Here is a 17,397-nt window from a genome sequence, read left to right as displayed (position 1 = left end):
TTAAATACGTCGCCAGGTCAGGCAAGCCCAGCCATCTTGCCGGGTCACGTCTAGTAGCTCCAGGGGCTGGTCGGCGAAACCGTCACAAACTAACTTTTCCTTTTCCTGGAGAATGCCGGAAAGAAAAAGGTACCCACCCGGGGCCAGATGATCTACCAGTTGATCTGCCAGGCGGATATTTTCTTCGGCCAGGATATTGGCAACTACAACATTATAGTGACCAGGGAGTTGGTCGAGCGGCTCGCTGGTGATTTGAATACGTGCCTCCAGTTGATTCTTGCGGCAGTTTTCGGTGGCGATTTCACAGGCGAGAGGGTCAATGTCGCAGGCAAGAATTTTATCAGCGCCGAGTGCCGCCGCGGCCATGGCCAGAATGCCTGACCCGGTTCCAACGTCCAACAGGCTTTGCGGGGACTCTCCACGGTCGAAGAGATCAACAATGCCTTCCAGGCAGAGGAGGGTTGTGCCGTGGCTACCAGTGCCGAAAGCCATGCCGGGGTCGAGTTCAAGGACTTTTTCATTCTCTGCTGGATCATATGCTTCCCAGCTGGGATGAATAATCAGGTTGCGTCCGATCCGCATGGTCGAAAAATGCTGCTTCCAGCCTTCGGCCCAATCTTCTAGATGAACCTGTTTTTGAGCACCAACCTGAAAGTGTCGCCCGGTGAAAAACGGGCGCAATTCATCCAGCACTTGTTCGATCTGCCTTTTAAGGTTTGACTGGGCTAGATCTTCCGGGAAGTAGGCTTGAATATTAAGGTCGCTATTGGGATCAAAATCGTCATCAGGAACGGTAAAGGTATCCAGATCACGCTTTTCAACCAGGGTGCCAGAGCAGCCGAGACCTGACAGGGCATCGCAGACGAGGTCAACGGCTGGTGCGGGGATGGTAATATTGATAAGAATCCATGCGTCATTTTTCATGGACTCTAGATATCATTCAGCAGGGTTGAAAAGCAACCATCGATCAGCAGCCTGAGGTATCTGGACGTCTTCTTGCGAATAAAATGGAGGTCGCTCTGCAGGTAACGGAAAAGTTTTGAGAATGACAGTTGACAGGGAAATGGTTCTCTGGCCTAAATCTGAGGCTCGCCCAATGAGAGACCCATTGTCTTTCACTTAAAATAACCACGAAATGGTATTTTTTTATTGCAGGATAGCCATTAAGAATTTATTAAGGTAGCTTGCGATGAGCGAATCTCTCTGCTAAAGTGATACATCCCTTTCATGAGGATTAATTATGGCTTCACCCTGGGAGGTCTTTCTCCTGTCGGATGCAACGGGTGAGACGGCCGAAAGTATGGTTCAGGCCGCTCTAAGCCAGTTTCGTGAAAAACCGGCGATTCTTAGACGTTTCAGTAATGTACGCACTAAGAATCAGATCTACGAAATTCTCGATCGGGCCCTGGCCTCGCAGGCATTGGTGGTGTTCACGCTGGTCAACAGTGAGCTGGCGCAATTAGTCTACGAAGAGTGTGATGCTCTTGGATTGGCCAGTCATGATCTGTTGACCCCTCTTTTGAGGCGTCTGGCAGAACAGGTTGGCCATTCTCCACAGGGCTTGCCTGGCCTGTTTCGGGGGATGGATGAAGAATATTTCCGCCGAATTGACGCGATTGAGTTTACCGTTAAACATGATGACGGACAAGAGTGTCGCAACTTGCATAAGGCTGATATTGTCTTGGCGGGTGTTTCACGCTCGAGCAAGACGCCGGTTTCGATCTATCTGGCTCACCGGGGATGGAAGGTTGCAAATGTTCCGATTGTTGCCGGGATTGATCCTCCTCCAGAGCTGTTGAAACTTGATGCCAAGAAGGTCGCAGGGTTGATCATCGAACCCCAGCGGTTGTTGGAAATGCGAGCTGCGCGCCTGATCAATATGGGGCAGAATCCGCGCACCGAGTATGCAGATTATGAACGAATTAATGAAGAAATAAGTGCCGCACGTCGGCTTTTCCGTCGGCAGCGCTGGGCGGTGATCGATGTGTCGACCAAAGCAATAGAAGAGACGGCCAACGAAATACTGCACAAACTGAAACTGATTTAATTCTGATGATCTAGCCTGTTGTAGATCGTAGAGAATTCCAGTCGGATCACCATTATGGGAGCAAGCACTATGAGAATTTTAGTTGTAGAGGATGAAAAGAAGGTAGCCAGTTTTATTAAGCGTGGTCTCGAAGAAGAAGGTTTCGGCGTCGACGTCGCTTACGATGGCGAAGAAGGGGTCTATATGGCGGAGAATACCGCTTATGATCTGGTCCTGATGGATGTCATGCTCCCCAAAAAGGACGGCTTGACAGCCATTCGTGAGTTACGCTCAAAGCAGGTCAAGACCCCGATTCTATGTCTGACGGCCAGGGATACAGTTGAGGATATTGTCTCTGGTCTCGACATCGGTAGTGACGATTATCTGACCAAGCCATTTGCCTTTGCAGAACTCGTCGCCCGTGTGCGTGCCCTGATTCGACGTGGTTCCCAGGACCGTGGCGCTGAACTCTATTTTGGCGACATGCGGCTTGATCCGGTGACTCACAAGGTCTGGCGTGAAGGGAAAGAGATCGATCTCACCGCCAAGGAATACGCCCTGCTTGAGTATTTCATGCGCAGTCCGAATCAGGTGCTGACCCGGACCATGATCGCGGAACACGTTTGGGATTACACCTTTGACAGTTTCACAAATATTATCGATGTTTATGTCAACTATCTGCGTAAGAAGGTTGATCGTGATTTCGATAGAAAATTGATTCACACCGTTCGCGGAGTCGGCTACGTCTTGAAGGAGACCGATTGAGCCACTAGTCGGCGGGGCGCTCAAAATTGAGTAGGCTGTTTACTTCTGCCGCTAACTGAGTTATAAGAACCATTAAGAGATCTTCGGGTCTTGAGCCCCACGGACCTACCCCCCCTCCAGGTCCGTGGGGCTTTTTTTATCTATCGTAGGTCCATACGACAAGCACAGATGTGAGAGCCTTTAGGGTTTATTTTTCTCCGGCCAACTGTTGGATTGCTGGAGAGCTTCATGCCTGATTTACGACCCCGCCTGTTTTTTCTCAATGTGCCCACATTGTCGCTGCCCAGTCGTCGGAGACTTCGGCTTGACGACCTCGACCTTTTAGGTGGACGGGTGCCTATCTCCATGCTGCTTTTTTGCAAAGTCGCTGTTGGTCCGCTGTTATGAAAATTTTTGTCAAAACCAGGTGATGCTGGCACTGCTTCCTGGTTTCGTGCAGCTTACTTATTAATTGGGATTTATTGGTCAAGCCGCGAGAAGGCAAGGCATTGGGCGCAGCACTCGGAGCTCATCTAAAGCGGCTTTGCGATGGGGTTCACTGCCGCAGTCAATGCTCCCTGAGATTGAATATGATGCTCTGTTCGATATTTCTCTTGGTCTGACCGACAACCTGATTGCCCAACGACGTTGTTTGTCGCGGCGAGTGGTGCAGAGTCGACTGCACTCGCTTTATATCAAGCAGGGGCTTTATCAGGAGCAGTTTCATGGTAAAAAAGTTGGAGATTCTTTTAATCTGCACAATCGTGTACTGGCTGTTTCTCTGGCGCGAGGGTTGATTAATGCCTTCGAAATGGAACTTGAGGAAGTTGAGTTTTAAAAATAGTTTAAGTGCTTTCGGTGCGGTATAGGAGCTGAGGTTTAACCTCTTGTCTGTTCGGTCTTTTCTTGTGTTTGAGCCCCCATCATGCTAAAAGGTCTTACCATCTTACTGAAGGATTTTTATGCCACCCGTTTTTAAACCGATTCGTCCCAAAAAACTTTCAGAAGAGATCGTTTCGCAGATTAAGAACCTGATTGGGAATGGAGATCTCAAGCCTGGCGAACGTATCCCTTCCGAACGTGAATTGGCCACATTTTTGGGTGTTAGCCGTCCTTCGGTGCGGGAAGCAATCATGGTCCTTGAGGCTATGGGTTTTCTGGAGTCGCGGCAAGGGGGGGGGACCTATGTTCGTTCACTGACCGAGCGCTCGATGGCTGATCCTCTGGCCAGTATGGTTGAACGAAGAGACCCCCGCATGTTGCATGCTCTGACCGAAGTGCGGATGGGGCTGGAAACCTGGTCGGCCTACCTTGCAGCCAAGCGGGCCGAAGATTCGGAAATTGCCCGTTTACGTGAACTCTATGAAGTTATGGAAGAACAGGCGGAAAGCGGTGGCTGGGACCCTGCCATCGATGCGGAGTTTCATTTAACAATCACCGCCGCGACCCATAATACCCTGCAGGTTCATGTGCTGGATACGATTCAGACGCTCTTTCAAACGACCATTATGGTGACCCTGGGCGAATTTTACACCAAGGAGGGTTATATTGAGCTGTTGTTGAATCATCACCGTGAAATACTTGAAGCAATTGCCGCACACGACCCCGAGCGCGCCCGTCAAAAAATGATGGAGCATTTAACTCTGGTCGAGGAGAAGCTTGCGCTCTTTCTGCATCGTGAGCGTCCTGATACGGTTTGAATCTTTTTTTTGCTCTATACGTAAAAAAGCACCGGCGTTGAGTAGGTGCTTTTTTTGTGTCTGATTTAAGCATAAGAGTTCGTCAGATAAATCCAACCCTGCATTTCCCCTTGGAACGATCCCTGCAAAACACTTTGGTTCTTGTCGTCTGTATCAATAAATTTTTCGTTTAGTTGTGGCGATGGCTGGTGGAGATGAGGAGAATTGATTGAAAAACTGCATCGCCGTGCGACCACTACGACTTCCGCGCGTCCCGGCAAAGAGCAGGGCCGCCTCGTGTAGCGGTTCGTGGTTGGACGGATAATCGTTGAAAAGCGAATCGACAATTTCCAGGTAGTGATCGAGAGAACCGCTGTAAAAAGACAACCACAGCCCGAAACGATCCGAGAGGCTGATCTTTTCTTCCACCGCGTCGCTGTAATGGATTTCACCATCTTCGACATGCGTCTCAAGGTTGTCGCGCATCGCTTCCGGTAGCAGGTGCCTGCGATTGCTGGTTGTGTAGAAACGCAGGTTGTTCCGCGGGAGTTCGATAGACCCTTCGAGCACGCTCTTCAGGTGGCGATAGCCACGCTCATTTTCAGCAAAAGAGAGGTCATCGACTTCGATCAGCCGCAGACCCTGCGGGTGCAGAGCGTTGAACACCGCTTTAACGAGTGATGATTTTCCTGTGTCGCGAGCCCCCCAGAGCAGGGCGTTGTTGGCTGGATTGCCGCGCAGAAAGCGGAGAGTATTGTTCAGCAACGGTTCTTTCTGCTTCTCGATGCCGAGAAGTTGGTTCAGCTGAATCGGGTCGATTCGTTCAACCGATCTGAGTCGGGAATTGTAGGGTTGTCAGATCGCGGCGCGGGTTTCTGTCCAGTTGATAGTCATCAGCTTTCGGTTCAATGCTTGACGAGTGGTCAGTTTCTTTATGGATCGAGAGTATCATGATTTTGGGTCTGTGATCTGTTAAGGTCATCACTCGCATGTATGGCAATAAATATGAATAATTATTTTTAAGGGGGAGCTATGGCAATTGCAGGAAATCCGAAAAAATTGGCCCAGGATATCGCCGATGGATTTATGAACCTCTCGGCACCGGGGCTTAAGAGTTACACTCCGGCAGATCTCAAAATTATTTTGACTAATCTGGCCGTTATCCAACGTGAAGTTCGTTCCATTCAGATCCCTGCTGAAGATGCCTTACAGTTCAAGGCCAAGAATATGCGTCTGTCACGGTTGCGGCAAGCTGAAATGGTCATGCGCAGCTTCTGCAAAAAGATGCGCATTTCAATCTGAGGGATTTGACCTGGATTTTGATGAAGAGAAGTGGTGTCTGCGCAGTCATAAGCTATTGACTTGCAATAAAAAAGCCCCGATCTTACGCTTAGGCAAGGTCGGGGCTCTCCCCGGAGGATGTCTCGAAAACTCCGGGGATTTATCTTCTGGTTTCTAGGCTCAGTTTTCCGGGGTCGCGCGTCCCAGCAGTTCCATCAAGTGCAGCACATCTTGTTTCATTCCTGCCTGTTTGAGCCCCCAGGCCAGTTGCAGGTGGCATCCGGGGTTGGCGGTAATCAGATGCTCGACATTGGTCGCCGCTACGTTGGCCAGTTTACGATCCAGAACCTGCTTGGATTCCTCCGAAAATTTCAAACCCCAGGTGGCAGCGCTCCCACAACACCAGCTCGCTTCATTCATCTCGCGCAGCTCAACTCCAGGAATCATCTTAAGCAACGCACGTGGCTGATTTGAGATATTTTGCGCGTGGCAGAGGTGGCAGGGTTCGTGGTAGGTGACACTGGTCTTGACCGGCAACAGTTCCTCGGTGCGTAGACCCTTATCGAACAGAAATTCCTGTACGTCGCGCACTTTGCTGCGGAAGAGTTCCAGACGCTGGTGGTCCTCGTCTGCGGCGAGCAATTCTTCATATTCCTTGAGACTTGCCCCGCAGCCGGCACAGTCGGTAACGATATAATCAACATCCTGGGCCAGAAAGAGCTCGAGGTTAAAGCGCGCGAGCTCACGGGCAGTCTGGCGGTCCCCTTCATTGAGGTGCGGAGCGCCGCAGCACTTGGTCTCTTTGGGGGTGATGACATCGAAGCCCTGATGGGCAAGAACGCGCACCGTCTGCCGCGAAACCTCGGGGTACATCAGGGTCATGATGCAGCCAAGGAAGAAACCGACCTTGCCGCGTTTTTCGCCATGGGCAGGGGTTAACTCGGGCAACTGTGGACGCAGGGGGGCATCGAGTTTGGGCATCATCCCCTCAGCTTTTTCCATCCAGGCGGGACCGAGTTTGAGTGCCTTGGAGTGGCGCACCAGCCACTGAATACCGAGACGCTGATAAAGACGGGCCGGCAGCATCGATTTCTCGAGTAACGCAGGATCAGGAAGCATTCTTCGCAGGATAAAGTCACGAATGCTCTTGCCCATATGTCCCTGCGGTGTCTGCTGCTGCGCCTGGCTGCGGCAGATCTCCATCACTTCACCGGCACGCACGCCTGAGGGACAAGAGGTGGTGCAGGCGCGGCAGTCGAGGCAGAAGAAGGCCTCGTCTTTAACCGCGGCGGTAAATTCAAGTCTTCCTTCTGCGACAGCGCGCGCCAGAGCGACGCGACCGCGCGGGCTGGAGCGTTCGCGTCCGGTCAGCATAAAGGTCGGGCAGGTCGGCAGGCAGAAGCCGCAGCGCATGCACTGCAGAACGGCTTCATACTCAGGGGCGTCTACGGCAGTAAAGTTCCCGAGTTTTTCTTTTTTGCTTGTTTGTTTGCTCATTGGACTATTCCCCGTTAGCAATAAATATCTTGCCCGGATTGAGAATTCCGTCGGGGTCGAAGGACTGTTTGATCCGTTTCATTACTGCCACGCCGCCCGGGCCGATCTGTCGGGCCAGGTAGTCTTTTTTCGCGATGCCGATGCCATGTTCCCCGGAGACCGTACCCCCCCAGGCCAGGACCTGTTCGTAGAGTTCGTCGTAAAAGGCGTGGGCGCGCTTCATCTCGTCGGTATTGCGTTCGTCGCAGAGCACGGTCGGGTGCAGGTTGCCGTCTCCGGCATGGCCGAAGGTGCCGACGGTCAGCTGGTACTTTTGGGTCAACCTTTCGATCAGAGTGAAGGTCTCGGCCAGCATTGAGCGCGGCACGGTTGCATCTTCGAGCAGGGTCGTCGGTGAAACCCGCGCCAGTGCAGAGAGGGCGGTACGCCGTGCTGCGGCCAGGCTGGCCGCTTCTGCGGCATCTTTGGCGACATGAACTTCGGCGGCGCCAACGTCGTTAAGGATCCGCTCGACCTCTGTGGCTTCTTCGGCCACCATCGCCGGGTGACCATCGACCTCAATCAGCAGCAGCGCTGCCATCTGACGCGGCAGGCCGATCTTGACGTAATCCTCGACGCAGTTGATGGTCGCCTTGTCCATGATCTCCATGGTCGAGGGGATGATCTTGGCGGCGATGATTTTACTCACCGCTGTTCCGGCGATGCGGATGTCATCGAAATAGGCGAGGAAGGTCCGCTTGTCCTGGGGTGGCGGGATCAGTTTGACCGTGATTTCGGTGATGATTGCCAGGGTTCCTTCGCTGCCGACCAACAGATCCTTGAAGGCATATCCGGCGACATCTTTGACGCTCTTGCCGCCGGTCGAAAGCAGGCTGCCGTCCGGCAATACACACTTGAGCGCCATTACGTAATCACGGGTCACGCCATACTTGAGGCCACGCAGACCGCCGGCATCCTCCATGACATTGCCACCAAGGGTCGAGATTTTCTGCGATCCCGGATCGGGTGGGTAGAAGAGCCCTTTTGCTGCGACCGCGTTGAACAGGTCAAGTGTGACGACTCCCGCTTGACAGGTAGCGGTCAAATTCTCCTCGTCGATCTCAAGAATCTGGTTCATCTTATTCAGGCAGATAACCATGCCGCCTTTGATCGGGATGCTCCCGCCAGACAGACCGGTACCGCTCCCACGGGGGGTGATCGGCAGCTTGTTGTCGCGGGCGATCTGCATCGCTATCTGGACCTGTTCACTGCTGGTCGGGTAGATGACGACATCTGGGGTGTGGTGCAGTCCGGGGGTCGAATCATAGCCGAGGACCAGTAGGTCCTCGGGCTCGGAAACGACGGCCTCTCTACCTAATTTAAGGACGAGTGTCTCAAGTATATTTTTATCGATCATAATAGCCTCTGATCTTCTTTCGCTTTCTGCTGCCCTTGGCCTACTTTGGAATACGGATCAGCAAGGTCGGCAGAGCAGAGCTGTGAAGCACCTTGTGCGCAGTTGTACCAAGCAGGGCTTCTCCGACCGCAGAGTGCTGATGGGTCCCCATAACGATTATGTCAGCTTGGATAACCCTGGCCTGTTCGATGATGGTTGCGGCGGGCCGCCCCTCTAGTACCAGGATGTCGGCCACCAGATTTTCCTCGGTGGCACAAGCTTCTTGTTCGCAGAAGCTACGGAGTCGCTCCTTTAACTTATCCAGCAGTTGAGTGCGGATCTCCGCATGCAAGTTTTCTGAAACTTGATGAGAGATATGTAGTTCGACCAGACTCTGGCCGAAAGTTGTCAAGGGCTCAACCACATGCAGAATGCTGACCTGGGCCTGGTAGCGCCTGGCCAGGCTTAGAGCATAGCGAAACACATGGGTTGATCCGGAACTGAGGTCGGTAGCGTAAAGAATGTTTTTAATTTCCGGAAGCATTTGATTATCCTCTATCTCGCTTAGCTACCGAAGAATACGCTCGGTAAGTAGGTGATGATCTGCGGGAAGATCATCAGGATTGCCAAGGCGAATACCTGAATCATAACGAAGGGGATGATCCCTCGGTAGATATCACTCATGCTGTATTCAGGTGGGGCCACCCCTTTGAAATAGAACAGGGAATAGCCGAAGGGGGGGGTCAGAAAAGATGTCTGCAGATTGATACAGACCATCATCGCAAACCAGAGCGGATTGAAATTCAGCTCCATGGCGATCGGTGTGAAAATCGGCACGACAACCAATAAAATGGCGGCCCAGTCGATAAACATTCCCATGAAGAAAACCACCGCCATCATGATCGTAAAAACCACATAGGGGCTGACATCCATCCCCAGCAAGGTGTTGGCGACAACGTCGCCACCGCCCATGCTCAGAAAGACTACGGAAAAGAATTTTCCACCCAAAAAGAGGGCCATGATCATGGCTGTGGTGCGGGAGGTCGAGACGCAGGCCTGGGTAATGACCGTCCAATTGAGCCGACCGGTGACCAGAGCCAGAACCAGAGCGCCAATGCAGCCCAGAGCAGCGGCTTCAGTCGGGGTGGCGATCCCGGCTAAAATAGTGCCCATGACCGTCAGGATCAGGCCGAACGGCGGGACAAAGTTCTTCATGGTCATGGAAATTTTTTCTGAAACGGTGGCGGTTCGATCTTCCAATGGAATCGGCGGGCCGAGCTTCGGGTTCATGTAGCAGCGCACACCGACGTAAAGCAGGTACATTGCGGAGAGCAGCAGGCCGGGAAGAATAGCCGCAGCAAACAGGTTGCCGACCGAGGTCTCTTTTTGACCCGTCAGGCCGCCATAGACAACCAGCATGATTGATGGCGGGATCAAGATCCCCAGTGTCCCCGAGGAACAGATGATTCCGGCTGAAAGTGAGCGGTCGTAACCGCGGCGCAGCAGGGCCGGGCCAGCCATCAGACCCATGGCAACTACCGAAGCGCCGACAATGCCGGTGGTGGCAGCAAAAACTGTCGAAACTACGATAACCGCCATTCCCAAACCGCCGCGCAGTCCACCCAGGACCTGGTACAGGGCGTCGAACAGCCCCTCCGAGACCTTGGATCGATCGAGAATCTGAGCCATGAAAATAAACAGCGGTATGGCGACCAGCGTATAATTAAGGAAAATGCCCCAGGCATTATTGGCAAACAGCCCCATCAACGCCTGGATACTGAAACCGTTATCGATCAGGCCGAAGAGGGTTGCAACTGCGGCCAGAGTTATCGCTAAGGGATGCCCCATGGCGATTGAGGCCATCAGGGTTACGAACATTAGGATAGTGAGTACTTCGACGCTCATTGGGATCTTATCTCCTGGCTCAGGCAGGTTTTAATTGGTCTTTTTAAGTAAACGAACATCTTGAATCAGTTTGGCGAGCCCTTGCAGGAAGAAGAGAACAAAGCCAATCGCCATGAGCGTTTTGATGGGGTAAATTGCAGGCGCCCAGGAACTTGAAGCGTGTTCCAACTGGTGCCAGGAGGAAGCGGCCATCACGCACATGTAGAAAGTCAGCAGGCCGATCGTTGGTAAAAACATCAGTCCGTTGGTGATGATGCGCAGAATGGTCCGCGATCTTTCGGACAGTCGCGCTTCAAAAACGTCAATAGCGACATGGGTGTTGTGTTTGTGCGCGTAGGCCATGGCAAAACAGTAGTGAAGACCGTAGAGGAAAACGGTCAGTTCAAAGGCCCAAGATGTCGGCGCGTCAAATCCATAACGCATAATGACCTCCCAGACCACCACGGTAATCAGTGGTATAACGAGATATGAGGCATAAAAACCCACTTTCTCGTTGAGATTGTCGATCGCGCCATCAAGCTTAAACATAAAAAACCTCATAATCTATAAGTGGTGTGCATCTGTGGGACAAGAGGAAAGAAGCGGGGGTCCGCAGACCCCCGCCCGGATTATCTTGCTGGGCCTAAGATTTGGCTTATTGTTCGTGTTGCCCTTTGATAAATTGCTCATAGGGCCAGGGGGTAATCCCGCCGCGTTCTTTACGCCAGTCGGCGAAATCGGCTTTGAACTGGTCCTGAGAATCCATGACTTTTTTCACGTCGGGATATTTGGCTTTTAGACCTTCGATATAGTTATGAGAAGCGATGGCAAATTGGTTGATGGCGTCATCGTCCATGCGGACGAATTCAACCTTCTTTTTGAGCAGTTTGATTGCTTCGGCATTGAGGTTTTCCGCCCAGGCGGTGGACCATTGCTGGGTCTCTTCGGCGGCAATTTTGATGATCCACTTCAGATCGTCAGGCAGTTTTGCGTAGGAATCCTTGTTGATAAAGAAGGCACTCTGGCAAGAGGGCTGATGGACGCCTGGTTGAATGACATATTTGGTAATGTCATCAAAGCCCATCGGGTAGTCGATAGCGGGGGTGCTGAACTCAGCGGCATCAATAACGCCACGCTCGAGGGCAAGATAGACTTCGCCGCCGGGAAGGGGCGAAACGCTGGCACCGAGATTGGTCAAAATATCCATGTACCAGCCTGCAGTCCGAACGCGCATCCCCTTAAAATCGGCAATTTTCGTTGCCTTTTTGTTGGAGAACAGACCCAGTTCCTGACCGACGTTACCGCCGGGGAAGGCCACCAGGTTGTAACGGCCATAAAGCTCGTTCATCATTTCTTTCCCACCACGCTCGTACAACCAGATGTTGTAACCCTCGGTGTCCAGCCCCATCGGGACTGATGCAAAGGCGACAAAAGCTTCGTTTTTGCCTTTCCAGTAACCCGGCCAGTCGTGACCGATATCTGCCTGGCCCTTGCTTACCGCATCAAAACTTTCCATGGCACCTACGAGTTCACCTGCAGAAAAGAGTTTGATATCGAGACGCCCACCTGAAGCGAGCTTTACTGAATCAGCAAAATGTTGGGCGATATCATAGAACAGCAGGCCTTTGGACCAAGGCATGACCATTTTCCACCTGAATTTTTCGGTGGATGCTTTGATGGTGCGCAGTTCCTTTTTGACTTCTTCATGGCGCTTGTCGGTGCCAAACTTTTCGCGCTTTGCGGCAAAGGCATTGGGCGCCAGAGCCAAGGTCAGGATCAGGGCCAGACCGATGAACATTTTGAGCTTCTTCATTCTTTCCTCCTGTTAACGAGATTAAGAGATGTTACTGGTCGAATTCCCCTGGTTCGCGGGGATGGTCAATAAGTACACCATTTAATTGGTAAGACCAATTTGATAGCATACTCTAAAGTAAACAAAATATTTCTGTCAAGGGAAAAAATATAACAATGTTTTTAGTCACTCATGCCCTTGACTGCCAGTTACTTGAAAATGGGCAAAACACTGATGGGGTGGCTTCAACAGTCAGCCATCTAGGTGCTGAGCCCCTAATTTGCAGTCCAGCCACAGTCTATAGTCAGCATCGTTCCGGTGATGCAGACCGCCGAATCTGAGCAGAGGTAGATGACGAGATCTCCGACTTCAGAGGGTTCAATCATCCGTTTTACGACGGCTTTCTTCAGCATGATATTGCTGATGACTTCCTCACGCGGGATGCCATGGGTCTTGGCCTGCGCGTCAATTTGACCGTCAACCAACGGAGTGCGGACATACGCCGGACAGATAGAGTTGACTGTTATCCCCTGTGGTCCTCCTTCGAGGGCTGCGGTTTTGGTCAAGCCGGTGAGACCATGTTTGGCGCTGACGTAGGCTGCCTTGAATTCAGAGGCCCGCAGACCGTGAACCGAATTGATATTGATTATGCGTCCCCAGGAGCGTTCCTTCATCCCTGGCCAAAAATACTTGGTCAGTAAGAACGGGGCGGTCAGCATCAGGCTGATAATGAAGTCCCATTTGTCTTCGGGGAACTCTTCGATGGGGGCGACATGCTGGATGCCGGCATTGTTAACCAGAATGTCGCAGTGCCCGAATTTGGCCAGCACGCTGTCGGCGAGGGCCTTGCACCCTGCACGGGTACTCAGGTCGGCCTGGATGAAGAATCCTCCCAGACGTTTGGCGGCAGCTTCACCGGTTTCACGGTTGACGTCGGCCAGTGCGACCAGGCGACCACTGGCCGCCAGAGCCTCCGCTGCGGCCAGACCGATGCCGCTGGCGGCTCCAGTAACCAGGGCGACTTGTTGATTAGACATATAGGTGTACTCCTTTAACCTCTTTCTGGTGGAATGGTTGTTTTCAACTGAAATCTCGAGTTAAAAGGGTCTCTGCCTTTCTCTTATAAAAAAGGCCTGTCCTCTTAGAGTCGAGTACCGAACTGACATCCTGTGCAAGCTTTCAGTTCTTCCAGAGAACTGAAGGGGGAAATCTCGATCAAGGTCATGCCGTTTTCATCGATTTCAAATACCCCTTTTTCTGTTACGAGCAGGTCAACAACACCTTTGCCGGTTACCGGGAGATCGCATTCGGGCAGGATCTTGGGGCTGCCGTCTTTGGCACAGTGCTCCATCATGATGATGACTTTTTTGACGCCGCTCACCAGATCCATGGCTCCGCCTGGGCCCTTGACCATTTTGCCCGGGATCATCCAGTTCGCCAGGTCGCCCTTGGCGCTGACCTGCATGCCGCCTAAGACGGAGAGATCGACCTTTCCCCCGCGAATCATGGCGAAGGATTCGGACGAGTCGAAAAATGCTGCACCGGGGATGGTCGTGATAGTTTGTTTGCCGGCGTTGATCAGGTCGGCGTCGACCTGATCTTCGGTTGGAAAAGGACCGATGCCGAGCAGACCATTCTCTGATTGCAGGGTGATGTCGACGCCCGCAGGGATATAGTTGGCGACGAGAGTCGGCATGCCGATTCCCAGATTGACGTAGGCACCGTCAGTCAGCTCGCGGGCGATGCGTTTGGCCATCCATTCCCGTTCGGGGTTGACCTTGCTGCTACCGGAACTGCTGACAGCCAGGGTGCGCTGCTCGATCGGTTTTTCAAAACTCTTCCCGAGTAAAATGCGGTCAACGTAGACTCCTGCCAGATGGATCTGGTCCGGGTCGAGATCGCCCGCTTCAACGATCTCCTCGACTTCGGCGATGGTGATTTTTCCTGCCTTGGCGCAGGCAGCGTTGAAGTTTTGCGCGGTCTTGCGAAACACCAGGTTTCCCGCCTTATCGGCCTTCCAGGCTTTGATAATTGCCAGATCAGCGGTCAGGGATTCTTCCTGGACATAGTCGATGCCGTTAAATGTTTGGATCGGTTTTCCCTCGGTCAACAGGGTGCCGAAGCCGGTGCGGGTGAAGAAGGCCGGAATCCCGGCACCGCCAGCGCGCAGTTTCTCTGCCAGGGTGCCCTGCGGGGTGAGTTCCAATTCGAGTTCGCCGCTCAGAAACTGTTTTTCAAAGGTGGCATTCTCACCGACATAGGAGGAGATCATCTTCTTTATCTGGCGGGTCTGGAGTAGCAGTCCGAGCCCGAATTGATCGATCCCGGCGTTGTTGCTGATAACGGTGAGGTTCTTGGCGCCAGAATCCCGCAGGGCGGTAATAAGGTTCTCGGGAATACCACACAGGCCAAAGCCTCCGGCGGCGACGGTTATATTGTCGCTGGTTACTCCCTCAAGGGCCTTGTTGGCATCAGTGAAAATGAGTTTCATTAAAATTTCTCCTTTGAATTTGGGGTCTTATGCGTTTGTCTCTGTGTTAGAAAGGTAAATAACGATGTTATATTTCTACTTCAATGTATCGCAAGGTGCGTGCCATGCAAGTGGTGAAGTTTTTCGTTTAGGATATATGTAGTTAAAAACTTATTAAAAACAAATACTTATACTTTGTTTGTCATGGATTATTCGCGCGGAATCAAAGAGGTAAAGAGTTTCTGAGGGATTCAAGTGTAGGCGCTTGACTACACCTGGACCGCGCGCTAGGCTGAGAAGGAATAGAATGATGTTCATTCTCGTCTCGGCGTTGAGTAGAAGACTTTGGCCGGATATAGCGGACAAAACCGCTGCTGGTCAGGTCTTCCCCTGAAAGGTTACCCGCCGCGACTCTCAGGTTGCTCGCCAATTCTGGCCAACTGTCTCAGTATGGCTACATGTAGTTCACGGGGGACAGAACAGGAGGATCTACTTTTGAAGGAAACGACACCAATATCTCAGGGTGAGCCAGAACCACTGTCACAGCTTTCTGAAGGCTTGCTGCAGGGGATGATCCGCCGCTTGCAATTGGTTGATTTGATCTTTGACCATATTGAAAATGGCGCTCTGGTGACCGATGCTGCCGGGTATATCCTCTATTTCAATCAGCCATATGCTCGGTTTCTCGGCCTGGAGGTGAAACAGGTCCTGGGTAAACATGTCACCGAAATTCTGGAAGACAGCCGGATGCATATCGTGGCCAAAACCGGCAAGGCGGAGGTCAACCAGATCTTTACATCGCGAGGTCGGGATATGGTGGTTCAGCGCATCCCGATTTTTGAGGAGGGCAAGGTTGTCGCCGTCTTCGGCCAGATCATGTTCAAGCAGGTCAGTGATGTGGGTCGTCTGGCCAGCAACCTGAGCCTGCTGGAGTCAAAGCTCAAACTGTATGAAAAGGAACTGATTTCGTTGCGTGCCACCCGTTACACTTTCGACAGCATCCGAGGAACCAGTCCGCCGATTATTGCGTTGAAGGAGGAGGCGCGTAAGGCGGCGCAGACCGACCTGCCGATCCTTCTTACCGGTGAATCGGGCACTGGCAAGGAACTCTTTGCTCAGGCGATCCATCAGGCCAGCTCCCGGCACAAACATCCTTCCATTCATCTCAATTGCGCGGCGATTCCCAAGGAGTTGTTCGAGGCGGAACTTTTCGGTTACGCCGATGGGGCTTTTACCGGTGCCAAGTCAGGGGGGAAACCGGGGAAATTTGAGTTGGCCGACGGGGGCACCCTGTTTCTAGATGAGATCGGCGAGATGCCGCTTGAGCTGCAACCCAAGTTATTGCGGGTTCTGGAGGATCATCTGTTTGAGCGGGTAGGTGGGAATCGGATGATGAGAAGTGATTTCCGGATTATTGCAGCTACCAACCGGGATTTGAAGATGATGGTGACCCAGAAGCAGTTCCGTGAGGATCTCTACTATCGCTTGAATGTTGTACCCCTTGAAATCCCGCCGCTGCGCGAGCGGAGAGGGGATATCATCCCTTTGGCTCAGCACCTGCTCGGCAAGATCGCGGATAACTATCCGGGGTCCTGTTACCAGTTGACCCCCGCCGCAGAAAAAGTACTGGATGCCTATCATTGGCCGGGCAACATCCGCGAACTGATTAATGTCCTGGAACGGACGGCTTTTACCATTGAAGGCAACTGCATTGATGCCTGTGATCTTCCTTTTTATCTCAGCCGGCCGGCAGTTGCCGCGCTACAAGGTGGACAATGGGATCTGGCTGCAGTTGTCGCTGAAGCTGAGCGGGAGGCCCTGCGCAAGGCATTGGAACTGACGGCCAACAATAAGGCCAGAGCGGCAAAATTGCTCGGAATTCATCGGACCGTCCTTTACAAGAAAATGACCAAATATCAGATCCCCCTCGGTTAATGGGTCAGGATGTGGCAGGTGTGAATTTATACCGCTGTTATGGAATCTAAGCTTTTGGCTTGACAGCAAGAGGTAGAGGCAATTAAGGTACATTGGTCTTACCACTTTACGGAGGAGCTATGTCTTTACTCAAACAATTCTGTAACGCGGCCACGGCGGCCGGCGCTGTGCTGATCGAGTGCAAAAACCAGCAAGCGGCTGTCACCTATATCGCCGAGCATGCCCAGGGTGGAGTTCTGGTACCGGTTTCGGCCAGTATTGAACGCGCAGAACTGAATGCAGCATTGCTGTCAGCCGGGGTTAAGCTGTTGTCGGTCGAACGCAGGCAGGCCGAGCAAGCCGCGGCCGGAGTCACCAGCGCCTGTTTCGGAATTGCTGATACCGGCACCCTGGTGTTGGAGAGCACCGCTGAAGATGTACGACTGGCCAGCACCCTGCCAACGCGGCATTTTGTCATACTCGACCCCAGTAAAATGCTGGCCGACGGTCTGGCCGCAGTAGGCCCCTTGCGTAAAATGCATCAACAAAACTCACGTAATTACATCGCCTACATCACCGGCCCGAGCCGAACCGCCGATATTGAGCGGGTCTTGACCATTGGCGTCCACGGTCCCAAGGAACTTTATATTTTATTGCTGGATGAATGGTCGGCAGATCTGCTGGAGATGTAAACCTCAAAAATGCGGCCTGAGAGGCGAGAAGCGCAGGCTTCAG

The 17,397-nt window shown here is 52.5% G+C and carries 16 protein-coding genes and 1 pseudogene; 7 read left to right on the top strand and 10 right to left on the bottom strand.

The genetic code is table 11. The features are described from left to right. Complete coding sequence (gene prmA, locus D888_RS0114115; protein WP_020677214.1) at positions 1–924, bottom strand: 50S ribosomal protein L11 methyltransferase; 924 nt, start codon at positions 922–924, stop codon at positions 1–3. Positions 925–1,237: 313 nt separating this feature from the next. On the opposite strand from prmA, the gene D888_RS0114110 reads away from it, so the two are divergent. The 4 genes from D888_RS0114110 (at position 1,238) to D888_RS0114095 (ending at position 4,470) form a co-directional block, all read left to right on the top strand. Next, on the top strand, positions 1,238–2,047 hold the full coding sequence (locus tag D888_RS0114110; RefSeq protein WP_425402584.1) for a pyruvate, water dikinase regulatory protein: 810 nt from the start codon (positions 1,238–1,240) through the stop codon (positions 2,045–2,047). A 69-nt stretch (positions 2,048–2,116) separates the two neighbouring features. Further along, positions 2,117–2,791, top strand: a complete 675-nt coding sequence (locus D888_RS0114105) for a response regulator (RefSeq protein WP_020677212.1) — start codon at positions 2,117–2,119, stop codon at positions 2,789–2,791. 550 nt (positions 2,792–3,341) lie between these two features. After that, a complete protein-coding gene (locus tag D888_RS0114100) occupies positions 3,342–3,608 on the top strand; it encodes a helix-turn-helix domain-containing protein (protein ID WP_020677211.1) in 267 nt (88 codons plus the stop codon). A 124-nt stretch (positions 3,609–3,732) separates the two neighbouring features. Continuing rightward, positions 3,733–4,470: a FadR/GntR family transcriptional regulator gene (locus D888_RS0114095; protein ID WP_020677210.1), complete on the top strand. Its 738-nt coding sequence runs from the start codon at positions 3,733–3,735 to the stop codon at positions 4,468–4,470. Between the two features lie 153 nt (positions 4,471–4,623). Here the strand turns inward: D888_RS0114095 and D888_RS22685 are convergent. Further along, positions 4,624–5,283: pseudogene (locus D888_RS22685) on the bottom strand (ATP-binding protein); the annotation flags it as partial. 198 nt (positions 5,284–5,481) lie between these two features. Between D888_RS22685 and D888_RS0114085 the strand changes: the two are divergent. Continuing rightward, a complete protein-coding gene (locus tag D888_RS0114085; protein ID WP_020677208.1) occupies positions 5,482–5,751 on the top strand; it encodes a hypothetical protein in 270 nt (89 codons plus the stop codon). Positions 5,752–5,910: 159 nt separating this feature from the next. Here the strand turns inward: D888_RS0114085 and D888_RS0114080 are convergent, their stop codons facing one another. The 8 genes from D888_RS0114080 to D888_RS24790 form a co-directional block, all read right to left on the bottom strand. Further along, the gene (locus D888_RS0114080) at positions 5,911–7,227 is read right to left on the bottom strand and encodes a (Fe-S)-binding protein (protein WP_020677207.1); all 1,317 of its coding nucleotides are present in this window, start codon (positions 7,225–7,227) and stop codon (positions 5,911–5,913) included. A 4-nt stretch (positions 7,228–7,231) separates the two neighbouring features. After that, entirely contained in the window at positions 7,232–8,623 is a 1,392-nt protein-coding gene (locus D888_RS0114075) for an FAD-binding oxidoreductase (protein WP_020677206.1), read from the bottom strand. 40 nt (positions 8,624–8,663) lie between these two features. Next, entirely contained in the window at positions 8,664–9,146 is a 483-nt protein-coding gene (locus D888_RS0114070; protein WP_020677205.1) for a universal stress protein, read from the bottom strand. Between the two features lie 20 nt (positions 9,147–9,166). Continuing rightward, positions 9,167–10,507 carry a TRAP transporter large permease gene (locus D888_RS0114065; protein ID WP_020677204.1) on the bottom strand — a complete coding sequence of 447 codons (1,341 nt, stop codon included), beginning with the start codon at positions 10,505–10,507 and terminating at the stop codon, positions 9,167–9,169. 30 nt (positions 10,508–10,537) lie between these two features. After that, positions 10,538–11,035: a TRAP transporter small permease subunit gene (locus D888_RS0114060; protein WP_020677203.1), complete on the bottom strand. Its 498-nt coding sequence runs from the start codon at positions 11,033–11,035 to the stop codon at positions 10,538–10,540. A gap of 106 nt (positions 11,036–11,141) precedes the next feature. Further along, positions 11,142–12,299 carry a TRAP transporter substrate-binding protein gene (locus D888_RS0114055; RefSeq protein ID WP_020677202.1) on the bottom strand — a complete coding sequence of 386 codons (1,158 nt, stop codon included), beginning with the start codon at positions 12,297–12,299 and terminating at the stop codon, positions 11,142–11,144. 254 nt (positions 12,300–12,553) lie between these two features. Then, positions 12,554–13,315 (bottom strand): 3-hydroxybutyrate dehydrogenase, encoded by a 762-nt coding sequence (locus D888_RS0114050; RefSeq protein WP_020677201.1) that lies wholly within the window; start codon positions 13,313–13,315, stop codon positions 12,554–12,556. Positions 13,316–13,419: 104 nt separating this feature from the next. Then, positions 13,420–14,769 carry a 3-oxoacid CoA-transferase subunit B gene (locus tag D888_RS24790; RefSeq protein ID WP_020677200.1) on the bottom strand — a complete coding sequence of 450 codons (1,350 nt, stop codon included), beginning with the start codon at positions 14,767–14,769 and terminating at the stop codon, positions 13,420–13,422. A gap of 474 nt (positions 14,770–15,243) precedes the next feature. Between D888_RS24790 and D888_RS0114035 the strand changes: the two genes are divergently transcribed. Next, on the top strand, positions 15,244–16,683 hold the full coding sequence (locus tag D888_RS0114035) for a sigma-54 interaction domain-containing protein (RefSeq protein ID WP_020677199.1): 1,440 nt from the start codon (positions 15,244–15,246) through the stop codon (positions 16,681–16,683). Positions 16,684–16,802: 119 nt separating this feature from the next. Next, positions 16,803–17,354 (top strand): LutC/YkgG family protein, encoded by a 552-nt coding sequence (locus D888_RS23265; RefSeq protein ID WP_020677198.1) that lies wholly within the window; start codon positions 16,803–16,805, stop codon positions 17,352–17,354. The last annotated feature ends 43 nt before the right edge of the window (positions 17,355–17,397 follow it).

This window comes from Geopsychrobacter electrodiphilus DSM 16401 (assembly GCF_000384395.1).
In the GTDB taxonomy this organism is placed as follows: Bacteria; Desulfobacterota; Desulfuromonadia; order Desulfuromonadales; family Geopsychrobacteraceae; genus Geopsychrobacter; species Geopsychrobacter electrodiphilus.
The sequence above is the reverse complement of the archived record's forward strand: the minus strand, read 5'-3'. Positions and strand labels throughout refer to the sequence as shown.

What these genes read in the sequence shown, in the direction of transcription:
- D888_RS0114105 (WP_020677212.1), top strand. Translation starts at nt 2,117, where the DNA reads ATGAGAATTTTAGTTGTAGAGGATGAAAAGAAGGTAGCCAGTTTTATT.
- D888_RS23265 (WP_020677198.1), top strand. Translation starts at nt 16,803, where the DNA reads ATGTCTTTACTCAAACAATTCTGTAACGCGGCCACGGCGGCCGGCGCT.
- D888_RS0114095 (WP_020677210.1), top strand. Translation starts at nt 3,733, where the DNA reads ATGCCACCCGTTTTTAAACCGATTCGTCCCAAAAAACTTTCAGAAGAG.
- prmA (WP_020677214.1), bottom strand. Translation starts at nt 924, where the DNA reads ATGAAAAATGACGCATGGATTCTTATCAATATTACCATCCCCGCACCA.
- D888_RS0114075 (WP_020677206.1), bottom strand. Translation starts at nt 8,623, where the DNA reads ATGATCGATAAAAATATACTTGAGACACTCGTCCTTAAATTAGGTAGA.
- D888_RS0114070 (WP_020677205.1), bottom strand. Translation starts at nt 9,146, where the DNA reads ATGCTTCCGGAAATTAAAAACATTCTTTACGCTACCGACCTCAGTTCC.
- D888_RS0114085 (WP_020677208.1), top strand. Translation starts at nt 5,482, where the DNA reads ATGGCAATTGCAGGAAATCCGAAAAAATTGGCCCAGGATATCGCCGAT.
- D888_RS0114080 (WP_020677207.1), bottom strand. Translation starts at nt 7,227, where the DNA reads ATGAGCAAACAAACAAGCAAAAAAGAAAAACTCGGGAACTTTACTGCC.
- D888_RS0114065 (WP_020677204.1), bottom strand. Translation starts at nt 10,507, where the DNA reads ATGAGCGTCGAAGTACTCACTATCCTAATGTTCGTAACCCTGATGGCC.
- D888_RS0114050 (WP_020677201.1), bottom strand. Translation starts at nt 13,315, where the DNA reads ATGTCTAATCAACAAGTCGCCCTGGTTACTGGAGCCGCCAGCGGCATC.
- D888_RS0114100 (WP_020677211.1), top strand. Translation starts at nt 3,342, where the DNA reads ATGCTCCCTGAGATTGAATATGATGCTCTGTTCGATATTTCTCTTGGT.
- D888_RS0114060 (WP_020677203.1), bottom strand. Translation starts at nt 11,035, where the DNA reads ATGTTTAAGCTTGATGGCGCGATCGACAATCTCAACGAGAAAGTGGGT.
- D888_RS24790 (WP_020677200.1), bottom strand. Translation starts at nt 14,769, where the DNA reads ATGAAACTCATTTTCACTGATGCCAACAAGGCCCTTGAGGGAGTAACC.
- D888_RS0114055 (WP_020677202.1), bottom strand. Translation starts at nt 12,299, where the DNA reads ATGAAGAAGCTCAAAATGTTCATCGGTCTGGCCCTGATCCTGACCTTG.